Origin of the sequence: Sphaerisporangium sp. NPDC005288 (genome assembly GCF_040607475.1) — a bacterium.
In the GTDB taxonomy this organism is placed as follows: Bacteria; Actinomycetota; Actinomycetes; order Streptosporangiales; family Streptosporangiaceae; genus Sphaerisporangium; species Sphaerisporangium rhizosphaerae.
The window spans coordinates 165,282-181,995 of record NZ_JBEXGT010000010.1 but is presented as its reverse complement, the minus strand read 5'-3'; the positions used below and the strand labels follow the sequence as shown (position 1 = coordinate 181,995).

General features: G+C 72.8%; 11 protein-coding genes. 6 read left to right on the top strand and 5 right to left on the bottom strand.

All coding sequences use genetic code 11. The features are described 5' to 3' along the window. The first annotated feature begins 54 nt into the window (after nucleotides 1–54). Nucleotides 55–1,962, top strand: a complete 1,908-nt coding sequence (locus tag ABZU32_RS12585; protein ID WP_354920959.1) for a helix-turn-helix domain-containing protein — start codon at nucleotides 55–57, stop codon at nucleotides 1,960–1,962. Between the two features lie 18 nt (nucleotides 1,963–1,980). Here ABZU32_RS12585 and ABZU32_RS12580 read toward each other — a convergent pair whose 3' ends face one another. Then, the gene (locus ABZU32_RS12580; RefSeq protein ID WP_354920956.1) at nucleotides 1,981–5,061 is read right to left on the bottom strand and encodes a BTAD domain-containing putative transcriptional regulator; all 3,081 of its coding nucleotides are present in this window, start codon (nucleotides 5,059–5,061) and stop codon (nucleotides 1,981–1,983) included. A gap of 1,071 nt (nucleotides 5,062–6,132) precedes the next feature. Here ABZU32_RS12580 and ABZU32_RS12575 point away from each other — a divergent pair. The 3 genes from ABZU32_RS12575 to ABZU32_RS12565 all read left to right on the top strand — a co-directional run bounded on the left by ABZU32_RS12575 (nucleotide 6,133) and on the right by ABZU32_RS12565 (nucleotide 11,355). Next, on the top strand, nucleotides 6,133–6,483 hold the full coding sequence (locus tag ABZU32_RS12575; protein ID WP_354920953.1) for a hydroxyisourate hydrolase: 351 nt from the start codon (nucleotides 6,133–6,135) through the stop codon (nucleotides 6,481–6,483). Between the two features lie 94 nt (nucleotides 6,484–6,577). After that, entirely contained in the window at nucleotides 6,578–8,428 is a 1,851-nt protein-coding gene (locus ABZU32_RS12570) for a 2-isopropylmalate synthase (RefSeq protein ID WP_354920950.1), read from the top strand. Between the two features lie 125 nt (nucleotides 8,429–8,553). After that, entirely contained in the window at nucleotides 8,554–11,355 is a 2,802-nt protein-coding gene (locus tag ABZU32_RS12565; protein WP_354920947.1) for an AAA family ATPase, read from the top strand. On the opposite strand, the gene ABZU32_RS12560 is transcribed toward ABZU32_RS12565, so the two are convergent. Together ABZU32_RS12560 and ABZU32_RS12555 are read right to left on the bottom strand one after the other, a co-directional pair. After that, a complete protein-coding gene (locus tag ABZU32_RS12560; protein WP_354920944.1) occupies nucleotides 11,297–12,535 on the bottom strand; it encodes a helix-turn-helix transcriptional regulator in 1,239 nt (412 codons plus the stop codon). The two genes, ABZU32_RS12565 and ABZU32_RS12560, sit on opposite strands and share 59 nt — an antisense overlap. A gap of 217 nt (nucleotides 12,536–12,752) precedes the next feature. Further along, nucleotides 12,753–13,226 carry a carboxymuconolactone decarboxylase family protein gene (locus ABZU32_RS12555; RefSeq protein ID WP_354920941.1) on the bottom strand — a complete coding sequence of 158 codons (474 nt, stop codon included), beginning with the start codon at nucleotides 13,224–13,226 and terminating at the stop codon, nucleotides 12,753–12,755. 230 nt (nucleotides 13,227–13,456) lie between these two features. On the opposite strand from ABZU32_RS12555, the gene ABZU32_RS12550 reads away from it, so the two are divergent. Then, nucleotides 13,457–14,152, top strand: a complete 696-nt coding sequence (locus ABZU32_RS12550) for a YoaK family protein (protein ID WP_354920938.1) — start codon at nucleotides 13,457–13,459, stop codon at nucleotides 14,150–14,152. Nucleotides 14,153–14,275: 123 nt separating this feature from the next. Next, nucleotides 14,276–15,484 (top strand): cytochrome P450, encoded by a 1,209-nt coding sequence (locus ABZU32_RS12545; RefSeq protein ID WP_354920935.1) that lies wholly within the window; start codon nucleotides 14,276–14,278, stop codon nucleotides 15,482–15,484. A 105-nt stretch (nucleotides 15,485–15,589) separates the two neighbouring features. Here ABZU32_RS12545 and ABZU32_RS12540 read toward each other — a convergent pair whose 3' ends face one another. Both ABZU32_RS12540 and ABZU32_RS12535 read right to left on the bottom strand, forming a co-directional pair. Next, the gene (locus tag ABZU32_RS12540; protein WP_354846850.1) at nucleotides 15,590–16,273 is read right to left on the bottom strand and encodes a nucleotidyl transferase AbiEii/AbiGii toxin family protein; all 684 of its coding nucleotides are present in this window, start codon (nucleotides 16,271–16,273) and stop codon (nucleotides 15,590–15,592) included. Further along, nucleotides 16,273–16,677 carry a hypothetical protein gene (locus ABZU32_RS12535; RefSeq protein ID WP_354920932.1) on the bottom strand — a complete coding sequence of 135 codons (405 nt, stop codon included), beginning with the start codon at nucleotides 16,675–16,677 and terminating at the stop codon, nucleotides 16,273–16,275. Before ABZU32_RS12535 ends, ABZU32_RS12540 begins: the two co-directional genes overlap by 1 nt. Nucleotides 16,678–16,714: the final 37 nt, after the last annotated feature.

Below are 16,714 nucleotides of genomic sequence, written 5' to 3'. Positions count from 1 at the left end.
GGCCCGAGCCGACGCATCGGGGGAAATATCGTGATCAAGGGGACAATGAACCCCATGAGCTGCACCGTCTTTCTCGACCTGCTCGCCCGCGAGGCCCCGCCGGTGGAGTTCGAGGCCCCGCTGGTCGAGGCGCGGGCCGCCGGTGCCGCCCCCGAGGTGCTGGCCGAGCTGGACCGGGCCAAACTGGCCGCGCTGCGCGTGCGCGCGCTGCTGGAGCACCGCGCCCGCCGCGAGGCCGAGCTGTCGGCGCTGTTCGAGACGGCGGGCGACCTGGCGGGGCTGCGCGACGTCGGCGCCGTCCTGGAGGCCATCGTCCGCCGCGCCCGCCGGCTGCTGCACGCCGACATCTCCTACATGACCCTGCACGACCCCGACCACGGCGACACCTACATGCGGGTCACCGACGGATCGGTCTCGGCGGCCTTCCGGGCGCTGCGCCTGCCCATGGGCGCCGGTCTCGGCGGCCTGGTCGCCCAGACCGGCACCCCGTACGCCAGCGCCGACTACTTCTCCGACGAGCGCTTCCGCCACCGCACCCACATCGACGCCGCCGTCAAGGAGGAGGCGCTGGTCGCCATTCTCGGCGTCCCCATGCGGCTCGGCGCGCAGATCATCGGCGTGCTGTTCGCCGCCAACCGCAGCGCCCGCCCCTTCGCTCAGGAGGAGGTGGCGCTGCTGGCCTCGCTGGCCGCCCACGCCGCCGTCGCCCTGGACAACGCCCGCCTGCTGGAGGAGACCCGCACGGCGCTCGGCGAGCTGAGCGCCGCCAACCGGCTCCTGCAGGCGCACAGCGCCTCGGTCGAGCGCGCCGCGCAGGCCCACGACCGCATGACCGGCCTGGTCGTGCGCGGCGGTGGGGTGGAGGACGTCGCCGCGGTGGTCACCGACATCCTCGGCGGCGCCATCGTGGTACTGGACGCCGACGGGCGGCGGCTGGCCGAAGTGGGGTCGGCCGGCGACCTGGACGAGGCCGAGGTGGCGGCGGCCGCCGCCGCCTCCCGCCGGCTCGGCCGCACCGTCCAGCGCGGCGAACTGTGGGTGGCCTCGGTCGCCTCCGGGGCCGAGAACCTCGGCACGCTCGCCCTGCGCACCCCCGACGAGGTCTCCGGCGCCGACCAGCGGATCCTCGAACGCGCCGCCCTGGTCACCGCCCTGCTCCTGCTGTTCCGCCGCACCGCGGCGGCGGCCGAGGGCCGGGTGCGCGGCGAGCTGCTGGACGACCTGCTCACCGGACGGGCCGTCCACTCCGACGCCCTGCACGGCCGGGCGCGGCTGCTGGGCGTCGACCTGGACGCCCCGCACATCCTCGTCGTCGCCCGCCACCGCGCCGAGGAGCCGCTCTCCGCCCAGCGCACGGCCTTCTGGGCCGCCTCCGACGCTTCCTCGCGCCATGGGCTCGTCGCCGCCAGGGGAGAGGAGACCATCCTGCTGCTGCCCGGCACCGAACCGGCCGCGGCGGCCCGCCGGGTGGCCAGAGAACTCGGCGCTTCGCTCGGCACCCCCGTCACCGCCGGCGCGGCGGGCCCGGTCCACGGCCCGGCCGCCGTCGCCGAGGCCTACCGCGAGGCCCGGCGCTGCGCCGAGGCCCTGCTCGCCCTCGGACGCGAAGGCGAGGGCGCCGGCAGCGACGAGCTGGGCTTCGTCGGCCTGCTGATCGGCCGCGACCGCGACGTCGGCGGGTTCCTCCACAGCGCCATCGGGCCGGTGCTGGCCTACGACCTACGCCGCGGCACCGCGCTGGTGCGGACCCTGGAGACCTACTTCGGCACCGGGTCCAGCCTGTCGCGCACCGCCGAGCGGCTGCACATCCACGTCAACACCGTCACCCAGCGCCTGGACCGGGTGGGCCGGCTGCTCGGCGACGGCTGGCAGTCTCCCGAACGCGCCCTGGAGATCCAGCTCGCCCTGCGCCTCAACCGCCTGCGCCCCCTGGCCGCCCGCCCCGGCGACCCCACCGGCTGAGCCGCCCGGGCGGCGGTTTCAGCGGCCCTCGCCGAGGCGCTGGCCGAGCTGGCCGCGCATCTGCTCGGCCACGGGGGCGTCCATCTTGTCGGTCAGCGTGAGGGCCTGGTTCAGCGAGTCCTGCGCGGCCTCCAGGTCGCCGGCGGCCTGCTGGGCGTCGCTCAGCCTGATCAGCGTGCGCGCTTCCTGCAGGGGCATGTGCATCTGGCGGAACAGCGACAGCGCCTGCTCCAGGTAGATGACCGCCTGGGTGGCGTCGTCGCGGGTCATGGCCAGCTCGCCCAGCCCGAGCTGCACCCGCGCCTCGACCAGGTGCTCGCTGGAGGCGCTGGCCAGCATCAGCGCACGGGTCAGGGCGCTCTCGCACTCCACCAGCTCCCCGCGCCGCATGCGCGCGATGCCGAGCCCGTGCAGGGCGTAGGCCTCGCCGGTGGGGTCGCCGATGTTGCGCACCGCCGTCAGGGCCTCCTCGAACACGTCCACCGCGAGCGCCGCTTGGTCGGCCTGCAGGTAGGTGTGGCCGATGCGGTGCAGCACCTGCGCCTCCACCCGCCTGCTGCCGCTGCTGCGGCTCAGCTCCAGCGCCTCGGTCAGCAGGCGCTGCGCGCCGGGCAGGTCGTCGAACTCCAGCCGGAGCTGGGCCAGGTTGTGCAGCACGTACGCCGAGGCCACCTGGTCGCCGTTGCCGCGGAAGATCTCAAGGGCCCGCCGGTAGTGCGCCTCGGCCTCGGCGAAGCGGCCGCTCAGCCGGTCCAGGAAGCCGATGTTCCTGATGACCAGGGCCGTCCCCTGGCCGTCGCCGACCTCCTCGAACAGCTGGACCGCCGCCTCGAAGTCGCAGCGGGCGTCGCCGAAGCGCTGCTCGGTGATGTAGAGGGACCCGCGGGAGTACAGCATGGCCGCCTGCCCGCACCTGTCGTCGGCCTGCCGGGTGGCCGCCAGCGCTATCTGGTGGGTCTCGCGCCAGTCGTCGAGGTACACGCGGGACTCGAACAACGTCACCGAGCTGATCGCCAGGTCCCAGCACAGGTCCACCAGCCCCGCCTGGGCCGCCTGGCGGATGCCCGACACCAGCATGGAGCGCTCGCGCTCGTACCACTGCAGGGGGGAGGCGACGAGCTGCCCGACCAGCTTGTCGGGCAGCGGCCAGCGCGGGGCGTGGCTGTGGATCTGCACGTAGTCGCCGCCGTACTCGCGGCGGTGGGCCGCCTCGGCCAGGAACAGCAGGCCGCCGAGGACGCGTTCGAGCGCCGCGTTGCGGTCGGCCGCGGTCTCCTCGGCCGCCAGGCGCTCGCGCGCGAACACCCGGATCAGGTCGTGCAGGCGGTACTGGCTGTGCACGCCGTACCCGACGCCGGTGGTCTCGATGAGCTGAGCGTCGGCCAGGTCGTCCAGCAGGTCCTGCGCGATGGGCAGCGGCCGGTCGAGCAGGGCGGCGCTCACCCAGGCCGAGAAGATCTGGGAGTCCAGGATCGTCAGCCGCCGGAACAGCCGGCGCGCGTCCTCCCCGACGCTGTCGTAGGTCAGCGAGATGCTCGCCCGGATGCCCATCTCGCCGTGCTTGAGCTCGTCCAGCCGGCGGGTCTCGTCCTCCAGGCGGCTGACCAGCTGCTCGATGCTCCAGTGCGGGCGGGCCGACAACCGGGCGCCGGCGATGCGCAGCGCCAGCGGCAGATGGCCGCACAGCTCGGCCAGCGCCTCGGCGGCCTCGATCTCCGACTGCACCCGCTCGATGCCCGCGATGCGGGAGAGCAGGTTGACCGACTGGTCGGAGTCGAAGATCTCCACGTCGATGTGGCTCGCACCCGCCAGGCCGGCCAGGCGGCTCCGGCTCGTCATGAGCACCGCGGAGGAAGGGGTGCCCGGCAGCAGTGGCAGCACCTGGCTCTCGCTGCCGGCGTTGTCGAGCACGATGAGCATCTTGCGGTCGGCCAGCAGCGCGCGGTACATCTCGGCCCGCTCCTCCAGGCCGTCGGGGATGCCGGTGCCGGCGACGCCGAGCACGCGCAGGAAGCGCTCGAGCACCTGCATGGGGCTGGTGGGACGCGAGCCGCCGCCGTGCAGGTCGGCGAACAGCGTGCCGTGCGGGAAGCGCTCTCCGATGGCGTGGGAGGCGTGCACGGCGATGGTGGTCTTGCCGACGCCGGGCTTGCCGACGATCACGATGATCGGGACCGCGAAGCGCGTGCGGTCCTCCGAGGCCAGCATCAGGCGCTGGCGGATGTCCTCGATCTGCTTGGTGCGGCCGGTGAAGTCGGCGATGTCGGTCGGCAGCATCCCCGGGACGTTGGGCATCGTCGTCCCGGTCGGCGCCTGCACCTCGATCCTCTCCGAGGGGGGCGGGGCCGGGGCGGCCAGGCTCTCGTCGGAGGTGAGGATCGCGTGCTCGAGCTGCTGGAGGCGCTCGTTGGGCTCGATGCCCAGCTCTTCGATCATCGTGCGGCGGGCGTTGCGGTAGACCTGCAACGCCTCGGCTTGGCGGCCCGAGCGGTACAGCGCGGTCATCAGCAGGCCGCGCAGCCGCTCGCGCAGGGGGTACTCCTCGGTCAGCTCGCTCAGCTCGCCCACCAGTTCGTGGTGGCGGCCGAGGTCGAGTTCGAGCTGGATGCAGTCCTCGTTGGCGGTGATGCGGCTTTCGGTCAGCCTGCTGGCCGCCGACTGCACGAGCCTGCTCTCGATGCCGTCCAGAGCCGGCCCGCGCCACAGCGACAGGGCCTCGCGGTAGTGCCGGATGGCCTCGTTGAGGTTGCGGGCCTCGCGGGCGCGGCGGGCGCGCTGGACCAGGCTCTCGTAGCACTGGGCGTCGACCTGGTCGGCGGCGACGCGGATGGAGTAGCCCAGGGACTGGGTGGTGATGATGTCGGGACTTCCGTTGGCGGCGAACAGCCGGCGCAGGGCGGAGACGCAGATCTGGACCTGGGCGCGGGAGGTGTTGGGCGGCTCGTCGCCGTAGATCGCCTCCATGAGTCGGCCGATGGTGACCACCCGGTTGGCGTCGAGGAGCAACACGGCGAGCACGATCTGCTGCCGGATGCCGCCAAGGTCGAGACGGCGATCCGCGGCGACCGCCTCAAGCGCCCCAAGAATCCCGAATTGCACTGCATCTCCTCGCAATAAGACTCGCGGCCCATCCGGAAGTGTTCGATCACCCTCCGATGCGAGAGATACGACAAACGCGTGGCGCCAGGAGATCCGCTCTCGTCGTGAACATCGCCTCTTAGTTTATGACCATTGCCCGGCATCTACTGTCGGGTGCGAGCTGGTTACTTATGGCAATGTCACTTATGTCTGGATCGTACAACTATACGAGGTTCGGATCTATAGAGAGTCGACGGATACTTCTCGCACTGACGGTGTTCATTCGCGTGTGCAACGGGATCGCGGGGGGCAGGCGGCGATCTGTTTGGTGGTTTGTCCCGTTGTGGGGGATTTGTGTCAAGGCTGTGCCGGAGGTCCGCTGGGAGGTGTGTCCGGATGTGGACGTCTGATTCATGCCGCTGGCGTGCAAGAGGGGGCGGGACGGTCATCCCCAGGGGGTGTTGCCGCCGGCGGCCGCGCGGTGGGCGGTCGCTCCGTGTGAGCGGCCTCGCGTCCCCGCGGCGGCGTCCCGTCCGCCGATGGCGACGGATGAGAGGAGGAACCGTGCCACTCGGCCACTGCTCTGAGCGCTCATTTCCTGGCCTCTTCCCGTGTCGGTGGTGCGGGTCGTCCATCAGCCGTTCGCTGGGAACACCGTCAACGTAGAAACCGCCACCATTCTGTCCTTATCGGATCGCTTCTCCGTGGCCATCGGGGCAGCTCAGGGGTTTGCGTGCCCCCTATTTGTGCGTTTTCCTGTTACCGCCGGACAAATCGCCCGGTAGAGCACCCACCGGGCCGGGCGAAAAGCGGTCTGAGCTGCCCGGACGTTCTCGCGGAGCGCGCCGGAGGCGGCGACGGATAGAAAATGGAAAGCGGATCGATAGTGCCGTTGGGCATTCTTGCCCCCAGGCCGGGATCGGCCGGCGCCCAGGGGCGTCCGTCCGTCCCGTCGTACGCGCGTCGGGCCAGGGACGGTGGTCCTGACGAAAGACGCCCCAGGCTCACGTGCGTGCTCGCGGTGAGGAGCGCCGCTCCGCAGCCCGCGACCGCGATGGTGCTGGAGGCTGTCCGTTGCGGCGGGCACGGCAGATGGGTGTGCTGGACATGAGTGTTACCGCGCAGGCGCTGGACGGCGTCTACGGCCGGTCGGCCGCGGGCGTACGCGCACGCCTGGAGCGCGACGGCCTCGGCGGGTGGCACGACCTCGCCGACGCCGAGACCGACAGCGAGGGCCGCATCAGCGAGTGGCGCGACAAGAAGCTCGAGCGCGGCCTTTATCGCATCGTCTTCGACAGCGACTACTACTTCGTCGGCCTGGGTGTCAGCGCGGCGTACCCGGAAATAATCGTGACATTTCGAATGCAGGACGAGACGGACGCCTACCAGATCCAGGTGATGCTGTCCCCGTATTCGTATTCCACGCATTTCCGGATCGCGTGAGCGACGGTATTCCCGCCGTGCCCGTTCCGGCCTTCTCGCTCCCGGGCGGCGCGCGGCGGCGCACAGCGGAGTAAGGGGAGAAGGGAACCCGACAGTGACCACAGCCGATCCCGCGCCCGCCGGCCCCGGCGCCCGCGCGGCCGCTCGTTATCGCCCGTCCGCGCAGGTGGACCTGCCCGGCCGCCGCTGGCCCGGCAACGCCATCACCCGCGCGCCGCGCTGGCTGTCCACCGATCTTCGGGACGGCAACCAGTCGCTGGCCCGCCCGATGGGGCCCGAGCGCAAGATGGCGATGTTCGACCTACTGGTGCGCATGGGTTACCGGGAGATCGAAATCGGCTTCCCGGTGGCGAGCCAGGACGACTTCACCTTCGTGCGCGCCCTCATCGACGGCGACCTCATCCCCGACGACGTGCGCATATCGGTGCTGGTGCAGGCGCGCGACGAGCTGATCAGGCGCACGGTGGAGAGCCTGGAGGGCGCCCGCGCCGCCACGATCCACCTGTACAACGCCACCTCGCCGCTGTTCCGGCGGGTGGTGTTCGGAATGGACCGCGACGAGTGCAAGGACCTCGCGGTGCAGGGCACCCGGCTGGTGATGAAGTACGCCGACCGGCTGCTCGGCGGCTGCGACCTGGGCTTCCAGTACTCGCCGGAGCTGTTCAACGACACCGAGCCGGAGTTCTCGCTGGAGGTGTGCGAGGCGGTGATGGACGAGTGGGACCCCTGCGAAGCGCGGGGGATCATCCTGAACTTCCCCACGACCGTCGAGCGTTCCATGCCGAACGTCTTCGCCGACCAGATCGAGTGGCTCGACCGGCACCTGTCGCGCCGCGCGCACGTCTGCCTGTCGGTCCACCCGCACAACGACCGCGGCACCGGCGTCGCCTCGGCCGAGATGGCCCTGCTGGCCGGGGCGCAGCGCGTCGAGGGCTGCCTGTTCGGCAACGGGGAGCGGGCCGGCAACGTCTGCCTGGTCACGCTGGGGCTGAACATGCTCGCGCAGGGCGTGGACTCGGGCATCGACTTCGCGGACCTGGACGGCGTGCGCCACACCGTGGAGGAGTGCAACGGACTGCTCGTCCACCCTCGTCACCCCTACGGCGGCGACCTGGTCTACACCTCCTTCTCCGGCTCCCACCAGGACGCCATCAACAAGGGCTTCGACGCCCTGGAGCGCGCCGCCGCCGAGACCGGCGCCGACCCGCGGGAGTTGCCGTGGGAGATGCCCTACCTGCCGATCGACCCGCGGGACGTCGGCCGCACCTACGAGGCGGTGGTGCGGATCAACAGCCAGTCGGGCAAGGGCGGCGTGGCCTACATCATGGGGGCCTGGTACGGGATGGACCTGCCGCGCCCGCTCCAGGCCGACCTCGCCCGCGTCGTGCAGGCGCACGCCGACGCCGAGGGCGGCGAGGTCACCCCCGAGCGGGTCAAGGACCTGTTCGACCGCGAGTACCTGGAGTACCCGGCGCTGCCCGTCCCGCTGGTCTTCGCCGGTGACCCGGTGAGCGCCGAGCTGCACATCGACGCCGGCGGCTTCGACCCCGGCGACGCGTGGACGGCCCGCCTGAACGGCCTGAAGGAGGCCCTGGCCGGCTGGGGCGTCGAGGTGCGGGCCGTCCACCACACCGCCCGTGAGGGGGCGCGGGGAGGTCGCGAGGCGAGCGCCGAGGTGGTGGTCTACGCCCAGTGCAGGGCCGGGGGCAGGTCGACGTGGGGCGCCGGCGTGGCCCCCGACGCCGGCGCGGCCGCCCTGTCGGCCGTCCGCTCGGCGATGACCCGGGCCCGCCTGGACGCCATCACCGCCGTCCCCGGGGCCCCCGTCGTGCGCGAGGCTCCGGCGGCGCGCGTGCGGGCGCTCGCGGCCGCCGCCGCTCCCGTCGTCCCTGCCGCCGTCCCCGCTCCCGTCCGTCCCGTCCGGCGCCGGCATCACCCCGGATAGCCGCTCGATAACAGCTGAAAGGCGCGCCGACCTAGCGTGGCAAGTAACACCAAATACGGACAAGCACGGACAAATGGAAGGCGCCACGCGGCGACATGTGAAGACGTCAAAAAGGGAGGCTCGTCATGAGCCTGATCGAACGCCAGGAAGCGTTGACCTCTCTGGAAGGTCTGCTCGCCAGCGCCATCATGGGCAAGGGACGGGTGGCGCTGGTCAGCGGCACCGTCGCGACCGGTAAGAGCGACCTGCTGCACTCCTTCGCCGAGCAGGCCGCCGAGCTGGGCGCCCTGCCGATCACCGCGACCGGCTCGCTGGCGGAGAGGGATCTGCCCCTCGGCGTGCTCGGGCAGCTCATTCACGATGCCCCGCTGGTCATGGAGGAGCGCGACCGCGCCATGGCCCTTCTCGCGGAGGGGGCGCGCACCGTCATGCTGTCGGCCCCCGGCGGCGAACCACTCAACCAGGTGGACGCCCAGATCGTCCATGCCCTGTGCACCGTGCTGCTCGAACTGTCCGAGCGCTACCCCCTCATGATCGTCGTGGACGACGTGCACCACGCCGACCGGGCCTCGCTGCTGTGCCTGGCCTACCTCTCGCGCCGGGTGCGCTTCGCCTCCATCGTCGCGGTCTTCAGCCACTCCACCCACGGCCGGTACGCCGAGACCTCCTTCCCCACCGAGCTTCTGCGCCAGCCGCACTGCCGGCGCATCCAGCTCGCCCCGCTCACTCAGGCCGGGACCATGAGCGTCGTCGCCGAACAGGTCGGAAAGGACGCCGCCGAGCGGTTCGCCGTGGAATGGTACGGGCTCAGCGGCGGCAACGCCCTGCTGGTCTCCGGTCTGGTCGAGGACTACCAGACCGCGGCCAGAAGCAGCGGGCGGCCGCCCGCCGAGCTGGTGCCCGGAGAGGGGTACGGGCAGGCGGTCGTCTCCTGCCTGCACCGTGCCGACGTCAAGATGCTCCAGGTGGCCTCGGGCCTGGCCGTTCTGAACCAGTCCGACTCGCTGGACCGGCTCCTCGGCACCGGGCAGGAGTACGTCAACCGCGAGCTGCACTCCCTGTCGGTCGCCGGCCTGCTGTCCATGGGCCGCTTCCGGCACGAGTCGGCGCGGACCGCCGTCCTGGCAGAGCTGGAGCCGGAGCAGCGGGCCGAGCTGCACCACCGCGCCGCGGTGCTGGCCTACGACGACGGCGGCGCCACCTCCGCCATCGCCGACCACATCCTCAACGCCGGACGCGTGGAGGAGCCGTGGGCCGTCGACGTCCTGGAGGACGCCGCGCGCCACGCCCTGCGCGAGGGCCGCGTCGAGCCCGCCGTCGCCTACCTGCGGCTCGCGTGCCGCATCTGCACCGACGACCAGCAGCGGGTCAGGATCACCACCGCCCTGATGCGCGCCGAGTGGCGGATCAACCCCAGCACGCCCACCGGGCACTTCTCCGAGCTGACCGACGCCCTGCACCGCGGCCAGCTGCGCGGCAGCGACGCCGTCGTGCTGGCCAAGGCCCTGCTGTGGCACGGCAGGTTCGCCGACGCCGAGGAGGTGCTCAAGCACCTGGGCGAGGCGGGGGAGGCGGGGGAGAAGCTCGACGCCGACGCCGTCACCGAACTGGTGGTCACCCGCCCGTGGCTGCGCTGCTCCTACACCCCGTTCCTGTCCCACCTGCCCCAGGTGAGCGGCGAGCAGTCACGGGCGGCCATCCTGTCCGTGGCCGCCTACCGCAGGCTGGAGTCGTCGATCACGCTGGCCGCCGTGCTCACCCGCGGGCCGCGCGACGAGATCGTCAACGTGGTCGAGCGTATCCTGCGCGGGTCCCGCCTGGACGAGATGTCCATGGACACCGTCGAGAGCGCCCTGCTCGCGCTCACCTACGGCGGCCGTCCGGACAAGGCCGCCCCCTGGTGCGACCTGTTCATCGACGAGGCCTCCTCCCGGCACGCCCCGAGCAGGCAGGCCAGGCTGTCGGCGATCCGCGCCGAGATCGCCCTGCGCCAGGGCGACATGCTGGGCGCCGAGTTCCACGGGCGGCTGGCCCTGGACATCATCCCGCTGAGCGGCTGGGGCGTCGCCGTCGGCGGCCCGCTGTCCAGCCTGATCATCGCCTCGACGGCCATGGGCAAGTACGACGTGGTCAACGACCTGCTCGACCAGCCGGTGCCCGAGGCCATGTTCCAGACCCGGTGGGGCCTGCACTACCTGCACGCCCGCGGCCGGTACAGCATGGCCACCGACCACCCGCAGCTCGCGCTGCGCGACTTCCAGCGCTGCGGAGAACTGATGGGCCGCTGGGACCTGGACGTCCCCTGGCTCATCCCGTGGCGGGCCGAGGCCGCCGAGGCGTGCCTGCGCCTGGGCCGGCCCGACCAGGCCCGCCGGCTGGTGGAGGAGCAGATCAGGCGGTGCGGGACCAGCGCGCCCCGCGTGCACGGCATCGCCATGCGCCTGCTCGCCGCCACCAGCGAGCCCCGGCACCGGCCCATGCTGCTGCGCCAGGCCGGTGACCTGCTGCAGTCCGGCGGCGACCGGTACGAGCTGGCCCGCGTGCTGGTGGACCTCACCGAGGCCTTCCAGGCGCTCGGCGAGTACCGCCGGGCCGGCATGATCGGCGGGCGGGCGCGCGCCGTCGCCCAGGAATGCCACGCCGACCCGCTGACCCGCTCGCTCGCCCGCGAGGGCGACGCGAACGCCGCCCCGGCGCCGGGCGCGGTCGCCGAGACGGCCGACGTGACGGCCATTCTCAGCGACGCCGAGCGGCGGGTCGCGGTGCTGGCCGCGGCCGGGTACACCAACCGCGAGATCGCCGACAAGCTCTACGTCACCGTGAGCACCGTCGAGCAGCACCTGACGCGCACCTACCGCAAGCTGGACATCACCAGCCGCGCGGAGCTGCCGTCGACACTGGAGCTCGGGACCTCGCTGCCAGCGTGAGGTCCAGCTCCCGCAGGGCGCGCGCCGCGCCGGTCTGCCTGGCCAGATCGAGAGCGCGGCGCGCCGCCTGCGCGCACCGCTCGCCCTCGTGGGCGTCGGCGTAGGCGTGGGCCAGGCGGGCCAGGTCGTAGGCCGTCTCGCGGCTGCGCCCTGCCGTGGCGAGCTCCCGCTCCAAAATCTCGATCGCGTCGCCGGTATGGCCGAGGTCCAGCAGGCAGTCGGCGGCCAGCAGGTCGTGCAGGGTCCGGGAGTAGTCCCATCCGAACCTCGGGCGCTCCTCCGGTTCCTCCCCGGGCGGCTCAGCGGACTCCTCCAGGCGCCGGCGGCACAGATCCTCCTCCCCGGCCATGGCGTGACCGAGCGCCTCGCGCAGACGCGCCATCGCCGCGAGGCCCGGCGAGGGGACGGCGTGCTCGCGGGCCGGGCGCTCCCGCGCCGCCACCGCGATCTCCACCACCTCTCCAGGGTCGGTCTCCGGGCCGGTGAGCCCGGCGCGACCCGCCAGCGTGAAGGCCACCAGCCGCTCGTCCTGCGCCTGGGCGGCCGAGCGCCGGGCGACGTCGGACCACCACAGAGCCCGCCGCAGGTCGCCGGCCTCGTACCACATGCGGCCCACGGCGTCGGCGTCCCGGGACGACAGCGTGATCAGCGACCTGCGCACGCCGCTCCCCGCCTCGCCGCGGAACCCCCGGAGCACGCCGAACACCGCCGACAGCGCGCCCGCCTGCTCGCCGGGCCGCAGGTCCGGCCGGTCGCAGGCCTCGACCACGGCCGACAGGTAGGCCACCGTCGGCTCGTCGGCCCGGCGCGGGTCCTCGATCGCCCGCCCGGTGCGTTCCTCCTCCTCGGCGGTGAAGCGCCCGGGCAGCAGCGGGACGCCGGTGAGGTGGTGCCACAGCGTGGTGCCGGCGGGCTCCCCGCTCTCCTGGCCGAACAGCTCCCGCTCCCGCGCGCCGAACACCCCGCACAGCAGCTCGGCGTACCGGGGCGCCGGTCGCGCCTCGCCGGTCTCCCACGCGCGGATCATGGCGGTGAGGCCCTCCCCGGCGGGAAGGCGGTCACGGGTGTCGTCGTCCGCGGCGCCGGCCATCCGCCCGGCCAGGTCCTCGCGGCTCCACAGCCGGCCCCGCCGCCACGCCCGCAGCCGCGCGGCCCACAGAGGGATGTCGATGCCGATCATCGCGCTCCTCCCGACATGGGTGCGAGTGGGCACGGACCATGCCCGCCTCCCATCCTTCGCCGTCCGCGCCCCGCCCTCATCCCCCAACCTGAGGATGACGACGGCCCCGTCCCGGCCCGCTGCCCGGCGGTTCAGGCCGGGGACTCCGTCCGGGCACGGCCGGGGAGGCCGTGCCCGGACTCGGACGAGGCCGCTCAGAGACGGCCGGGGTCGCCGGTCAGGCGAACTGGCCGACCTGGTAGCCGCCCGCGGGCTGCTGGACCATGACGTTCATGCGGTTGTAGGCGTTGATGACGGCGATGATGGACACCAGGGCGGCGAGTTGGTCCTCGTCGTAGTGCTTGGCGGCGTTCGCCCACGCCTCGTCGGTGACCCCGCCGGCGGCGTCGGCGATGCGGGTGCCCTGCTCGGCCAGTTCCAGGGCGGCCCGCTCGGCCTCGGTGAAGACCGTGGCCTCGCGCCATGAGGCGACCAGGTGCAGGCGCACCGAGGTCTCGCCGGCGTGCGCGGCCTCCTTGGTGTGCATGTCGAGGCAGAAGCCGCAGCCGTTGATCTGGCTGGCGCGGATCTTCACCAGCTCCTGGGTCGCGGCCGGCAGCGTCGACTCCGACACCGCCCTGCCCGCCGCGTTGAGGTGCTTGGCGAACTTCGCCGCGGCAGGGTTGGCGAAGAGGTTGAGACGGGCTTCCATGGTGATCTCCTTGCGTGTCCGTTCGTGGCTTGCACCTCCATTGACGGAACGGCCGGGCCAGGTGTGACAGCCTGCGAATGTGACCTGCGTCTCCCGGGAGCGCGATGCGGTCCATGGCCGCCCGCGCGGTGGCGGACGGCACCACACGCTGGAGGGCGCATCGTCCGGTGAGATGAGGCTGACCTGCGTTAACGTCACGCGAAGGACGTGCGGACGCGGAGGGGCCGATCGTGAGGCGGCGGGCGCGGGACGGCGGGCGCGACCCGCTGCCGGTGGCTCTCGGGCTGCTGACGGTGCTGAGCGGCTGCGTGGACGCGGTCGCCTTCCTGGCGCTCGGGCGCGTCTTCACCGCCAACATGACCGGCAACGTGGTCATCCTCGGGTTCGCCGCCGCGGGAGCGCCCGGATTCTCGGCGTCCAGGTCGCTCGTCTCTCTGCTGGCCTTCCTCGCGGGGGCGGTCGCGGGGGGCCGGATCCACCGCCACGCCCGCTCCCGCCGCTCCCGGATCGTCATCACCCTGGCCGCCGAGGCGGCGCTGGCCGGCCTGGCCGCCGGCGCGTCGGCCGTGCTCGGCCTGTCCGCCGAGGGGCACCGCAGCGTGGTGATCGCCCTGGTCGCCGCCGGGATGGGGCTGCAGAACGCGATCGTGCGGGTGCTCGGGGTCCCGGACATGACGACCACAGTGCTCACCCGCACGCTCACAGGCCTGGCCGCCGAGTCCTTCCTGGCCGGCGGGACCGACCCCCGCGCTCTGCGCCGGGCGGTCTCGGTCCTGGCCATCTTCTGCGGCGCCTGCGCGGGCGCGGTGCTGCTCCGGCGCCTCCACCCCGGGTGGATCCTGCTGGCCGTCGCCGGCGGGGTCGCCCTCATCGCCGCCGGCTACGCCCTGCACCCGGCCTCCCGCCGCGACGGTCCCGCCCGGTGATCTTCCGGCACATCAGGGGGAAGGGTGCCGCGGCCCGGCCCCGGGCGGGGCCGTCCAGGGACCCCCAGGTTCGCCCCGTACCATCGCCTCCTGTACCAACGGCCCACCGAAAGGATTCGCCTGATGGCCGAGCCGCAGGTCATACCGGTACACGTCGCACGCGACCGCTTCGAGTCGGTGCCCGAGCTCGGCCGGCTGCGCGCGGAGCAGCCGGTGTCCAGGTTGACGACGCCCGCGGGAACCGCCTGGCTCGTGACCCGGTACGAGGACGTCCGCGAGGTGCTCGGCGACGCGACCCGGTTCGGCAACGACCCGGTCGACCACCGCTCCTACGCGTCCATCGCCGTCTCCGGCCACAGCGGGGAGGGCGCCGGGACGGCCCCGCCCCGGCACGGCTTCCTGCTCGCCTACGACCCGCCGGACCACACCAGGCTGCGCCGCCTGCTCACCCCCGAGTTCACCGTCCGGCGCATACAGCGGCTGGCGCCGCGCATCGAGCGCATCGTCGCCGACCACCTCGACGCCATGGAGGAGGCAGGGCCCCCGGCCGACCTGGTGCCGGCCTTCGCGCTGCCCGTCCCCTCGCTGGTGATCTGCGAGCTGCTCGGCGTCCCCTACGCCGACCGGGAGGACTTCCAGCGGCTCAGCCGCGCCCGCCTCGACATGGGGCTCCCTCTAGAGGAGCGCGCCGCGGCGGCGCGCGCGTCGCAGGCGTACATGGCCGGCCTGGTGGCCAAGGAGCGCAGGGACCCGGGCGAGGAGATGCTCGGCATGCTGGTGCGCGAGCACGGACAGGAGGTGGACGACCAGGAGCTGACCGGCGTCGCCGACCTGCTGCTGCTGGCCGGGCACGAGACCACCTCCAACATGCTGGGGCTCGGCACGCTGTTCCTGCTCCAGGATCCCGCCCGCGTCGCGCTGATGCGCGAGAAGGAGCACGTCGAGACGGCGGTCGAGGAACTGCTGCGCTACCTGTCGGTCGTCCACACGGTGATGCCCCGCTACGCGCGCGAGGACGTGGTGCTCGGCGGACAGGAGATCAAGGCGGGGGAGATGATCGCCGTCTCTCTCCCCGCCGCCAACCACGACACCGCCCTGCTGGAGGACCCCGGCCACCTGGACCTCACCCGCAAGATCATCCCGCACGTCGCCTTCGGTCACGGCGTCCACCACTGCCTCGGCGCCTCGCTGGCGCGCATGGAGATGCGCATCGCCTATCCGGCGCTGCTGCGCCGCTTCCCCGGCCTGCGCGCCGCGGTGCCGATCGAGGAGATCGCCTTCCGCGCGTTCTCGGTCATCTACGGAGTGGAGTCGCTGCCGGTCGAGTGGTGACCCCGTCGCCTCCTCGGCTCGCCGCCGCCCCGTCCCGTCCGTCCCGCCGCATCGCACCCGTCGCGTCCCGTGGGAGCCGGGGCGGCGCGGGTGGTGGGCGGGGCCTCACTGGTCGGGGTCGAGTTCGGTCTCCTCGGCGATGCGCAGGGACAGGTCCTCGTACCAGGACAGGATGAAGGCCTTCACCCGGGCGATCTCCCGCTCGTCCAGCCCGTACTGGGCGAAAAGCGCGTCGTCGAGGGTGAGGCCGCTTTCCAGCTTGAAGGCGAGGTTCTCCAGGGAGAAGCCGTCCTCGAACAGCGCGCCGAGCCGCTCCAGGTCAGGCAGGCCGTAGCGGTCGGCGTACCGGTCGGCGACCGACAGCACGTCGATGAAGTCGCGGGGGAGCGCCCGGCCGCACAGGGCGCCGACCTTCATGCCCACCACGTCGTCCATGCTCGCCACCGGGCAGATCTCCATGTCGACCGCGGGGCGTTGCAGCGGCTCCTTCATCAGGTCGACGGCGGCCGACTGCGCGGTGACCGGGTCGCTCACGGTGAGCCGGGCCAGCCGGGCGCTGTCGCGCTGGTGGCGGACCTCCAGGCCGTCGCGTTCGAGCGCCCGGGCGAGGTCGCCGGTGATCTCCTCCAGCGGGGTGAAGGCGACGGTGGCGAAGTCCAGGTCCTGGCTCGGCCGCTCGACCAGGCCGTGCGCGCGCATGGCGTACCCGCCGGCGAGCACCAGGCCGTGGGCGTCGCACACCTGCAGCGCGGCGTCCAGGATGCGCCGGTGGAAGGGCGGCATGTCCATCAGCGCGCCTCCTCCGCCCGGGCGCGGACCGCCTCGCGGGCCCGGCGCAGCTCCGCCGCGACCTCGGCGGCGTGCGCCCGCGCGTGCTCGGCCAGCGCCGGGAAACGCGACTCCCACTCGGCCCGCGCCGCCGAATGGATCAGACGGCGCAGCCGCGGCCAGACCTCCATGAGCAGGCGCGCGTCCAGGTGGGCCTCCACGTCGGCCAGCATGCCCTCGGCGATCACGACCTGGTACATGCCCAGGCGGATCGCCGGATCACCTACGTCGTACACGCGCATGCCCGACCAGCACAGATGCAGCGGCAACGCCACCTCACCGGCCGAGGGCCCCCGCAGGTCGCCCAGCGACCGCGGCACCCTGCCGGCGATATCGTCATACCGCCCCGGCAACCCCACCGCCATGCCGCCATTATGGTCCACCCCGCCGCCTTGTCCGGCG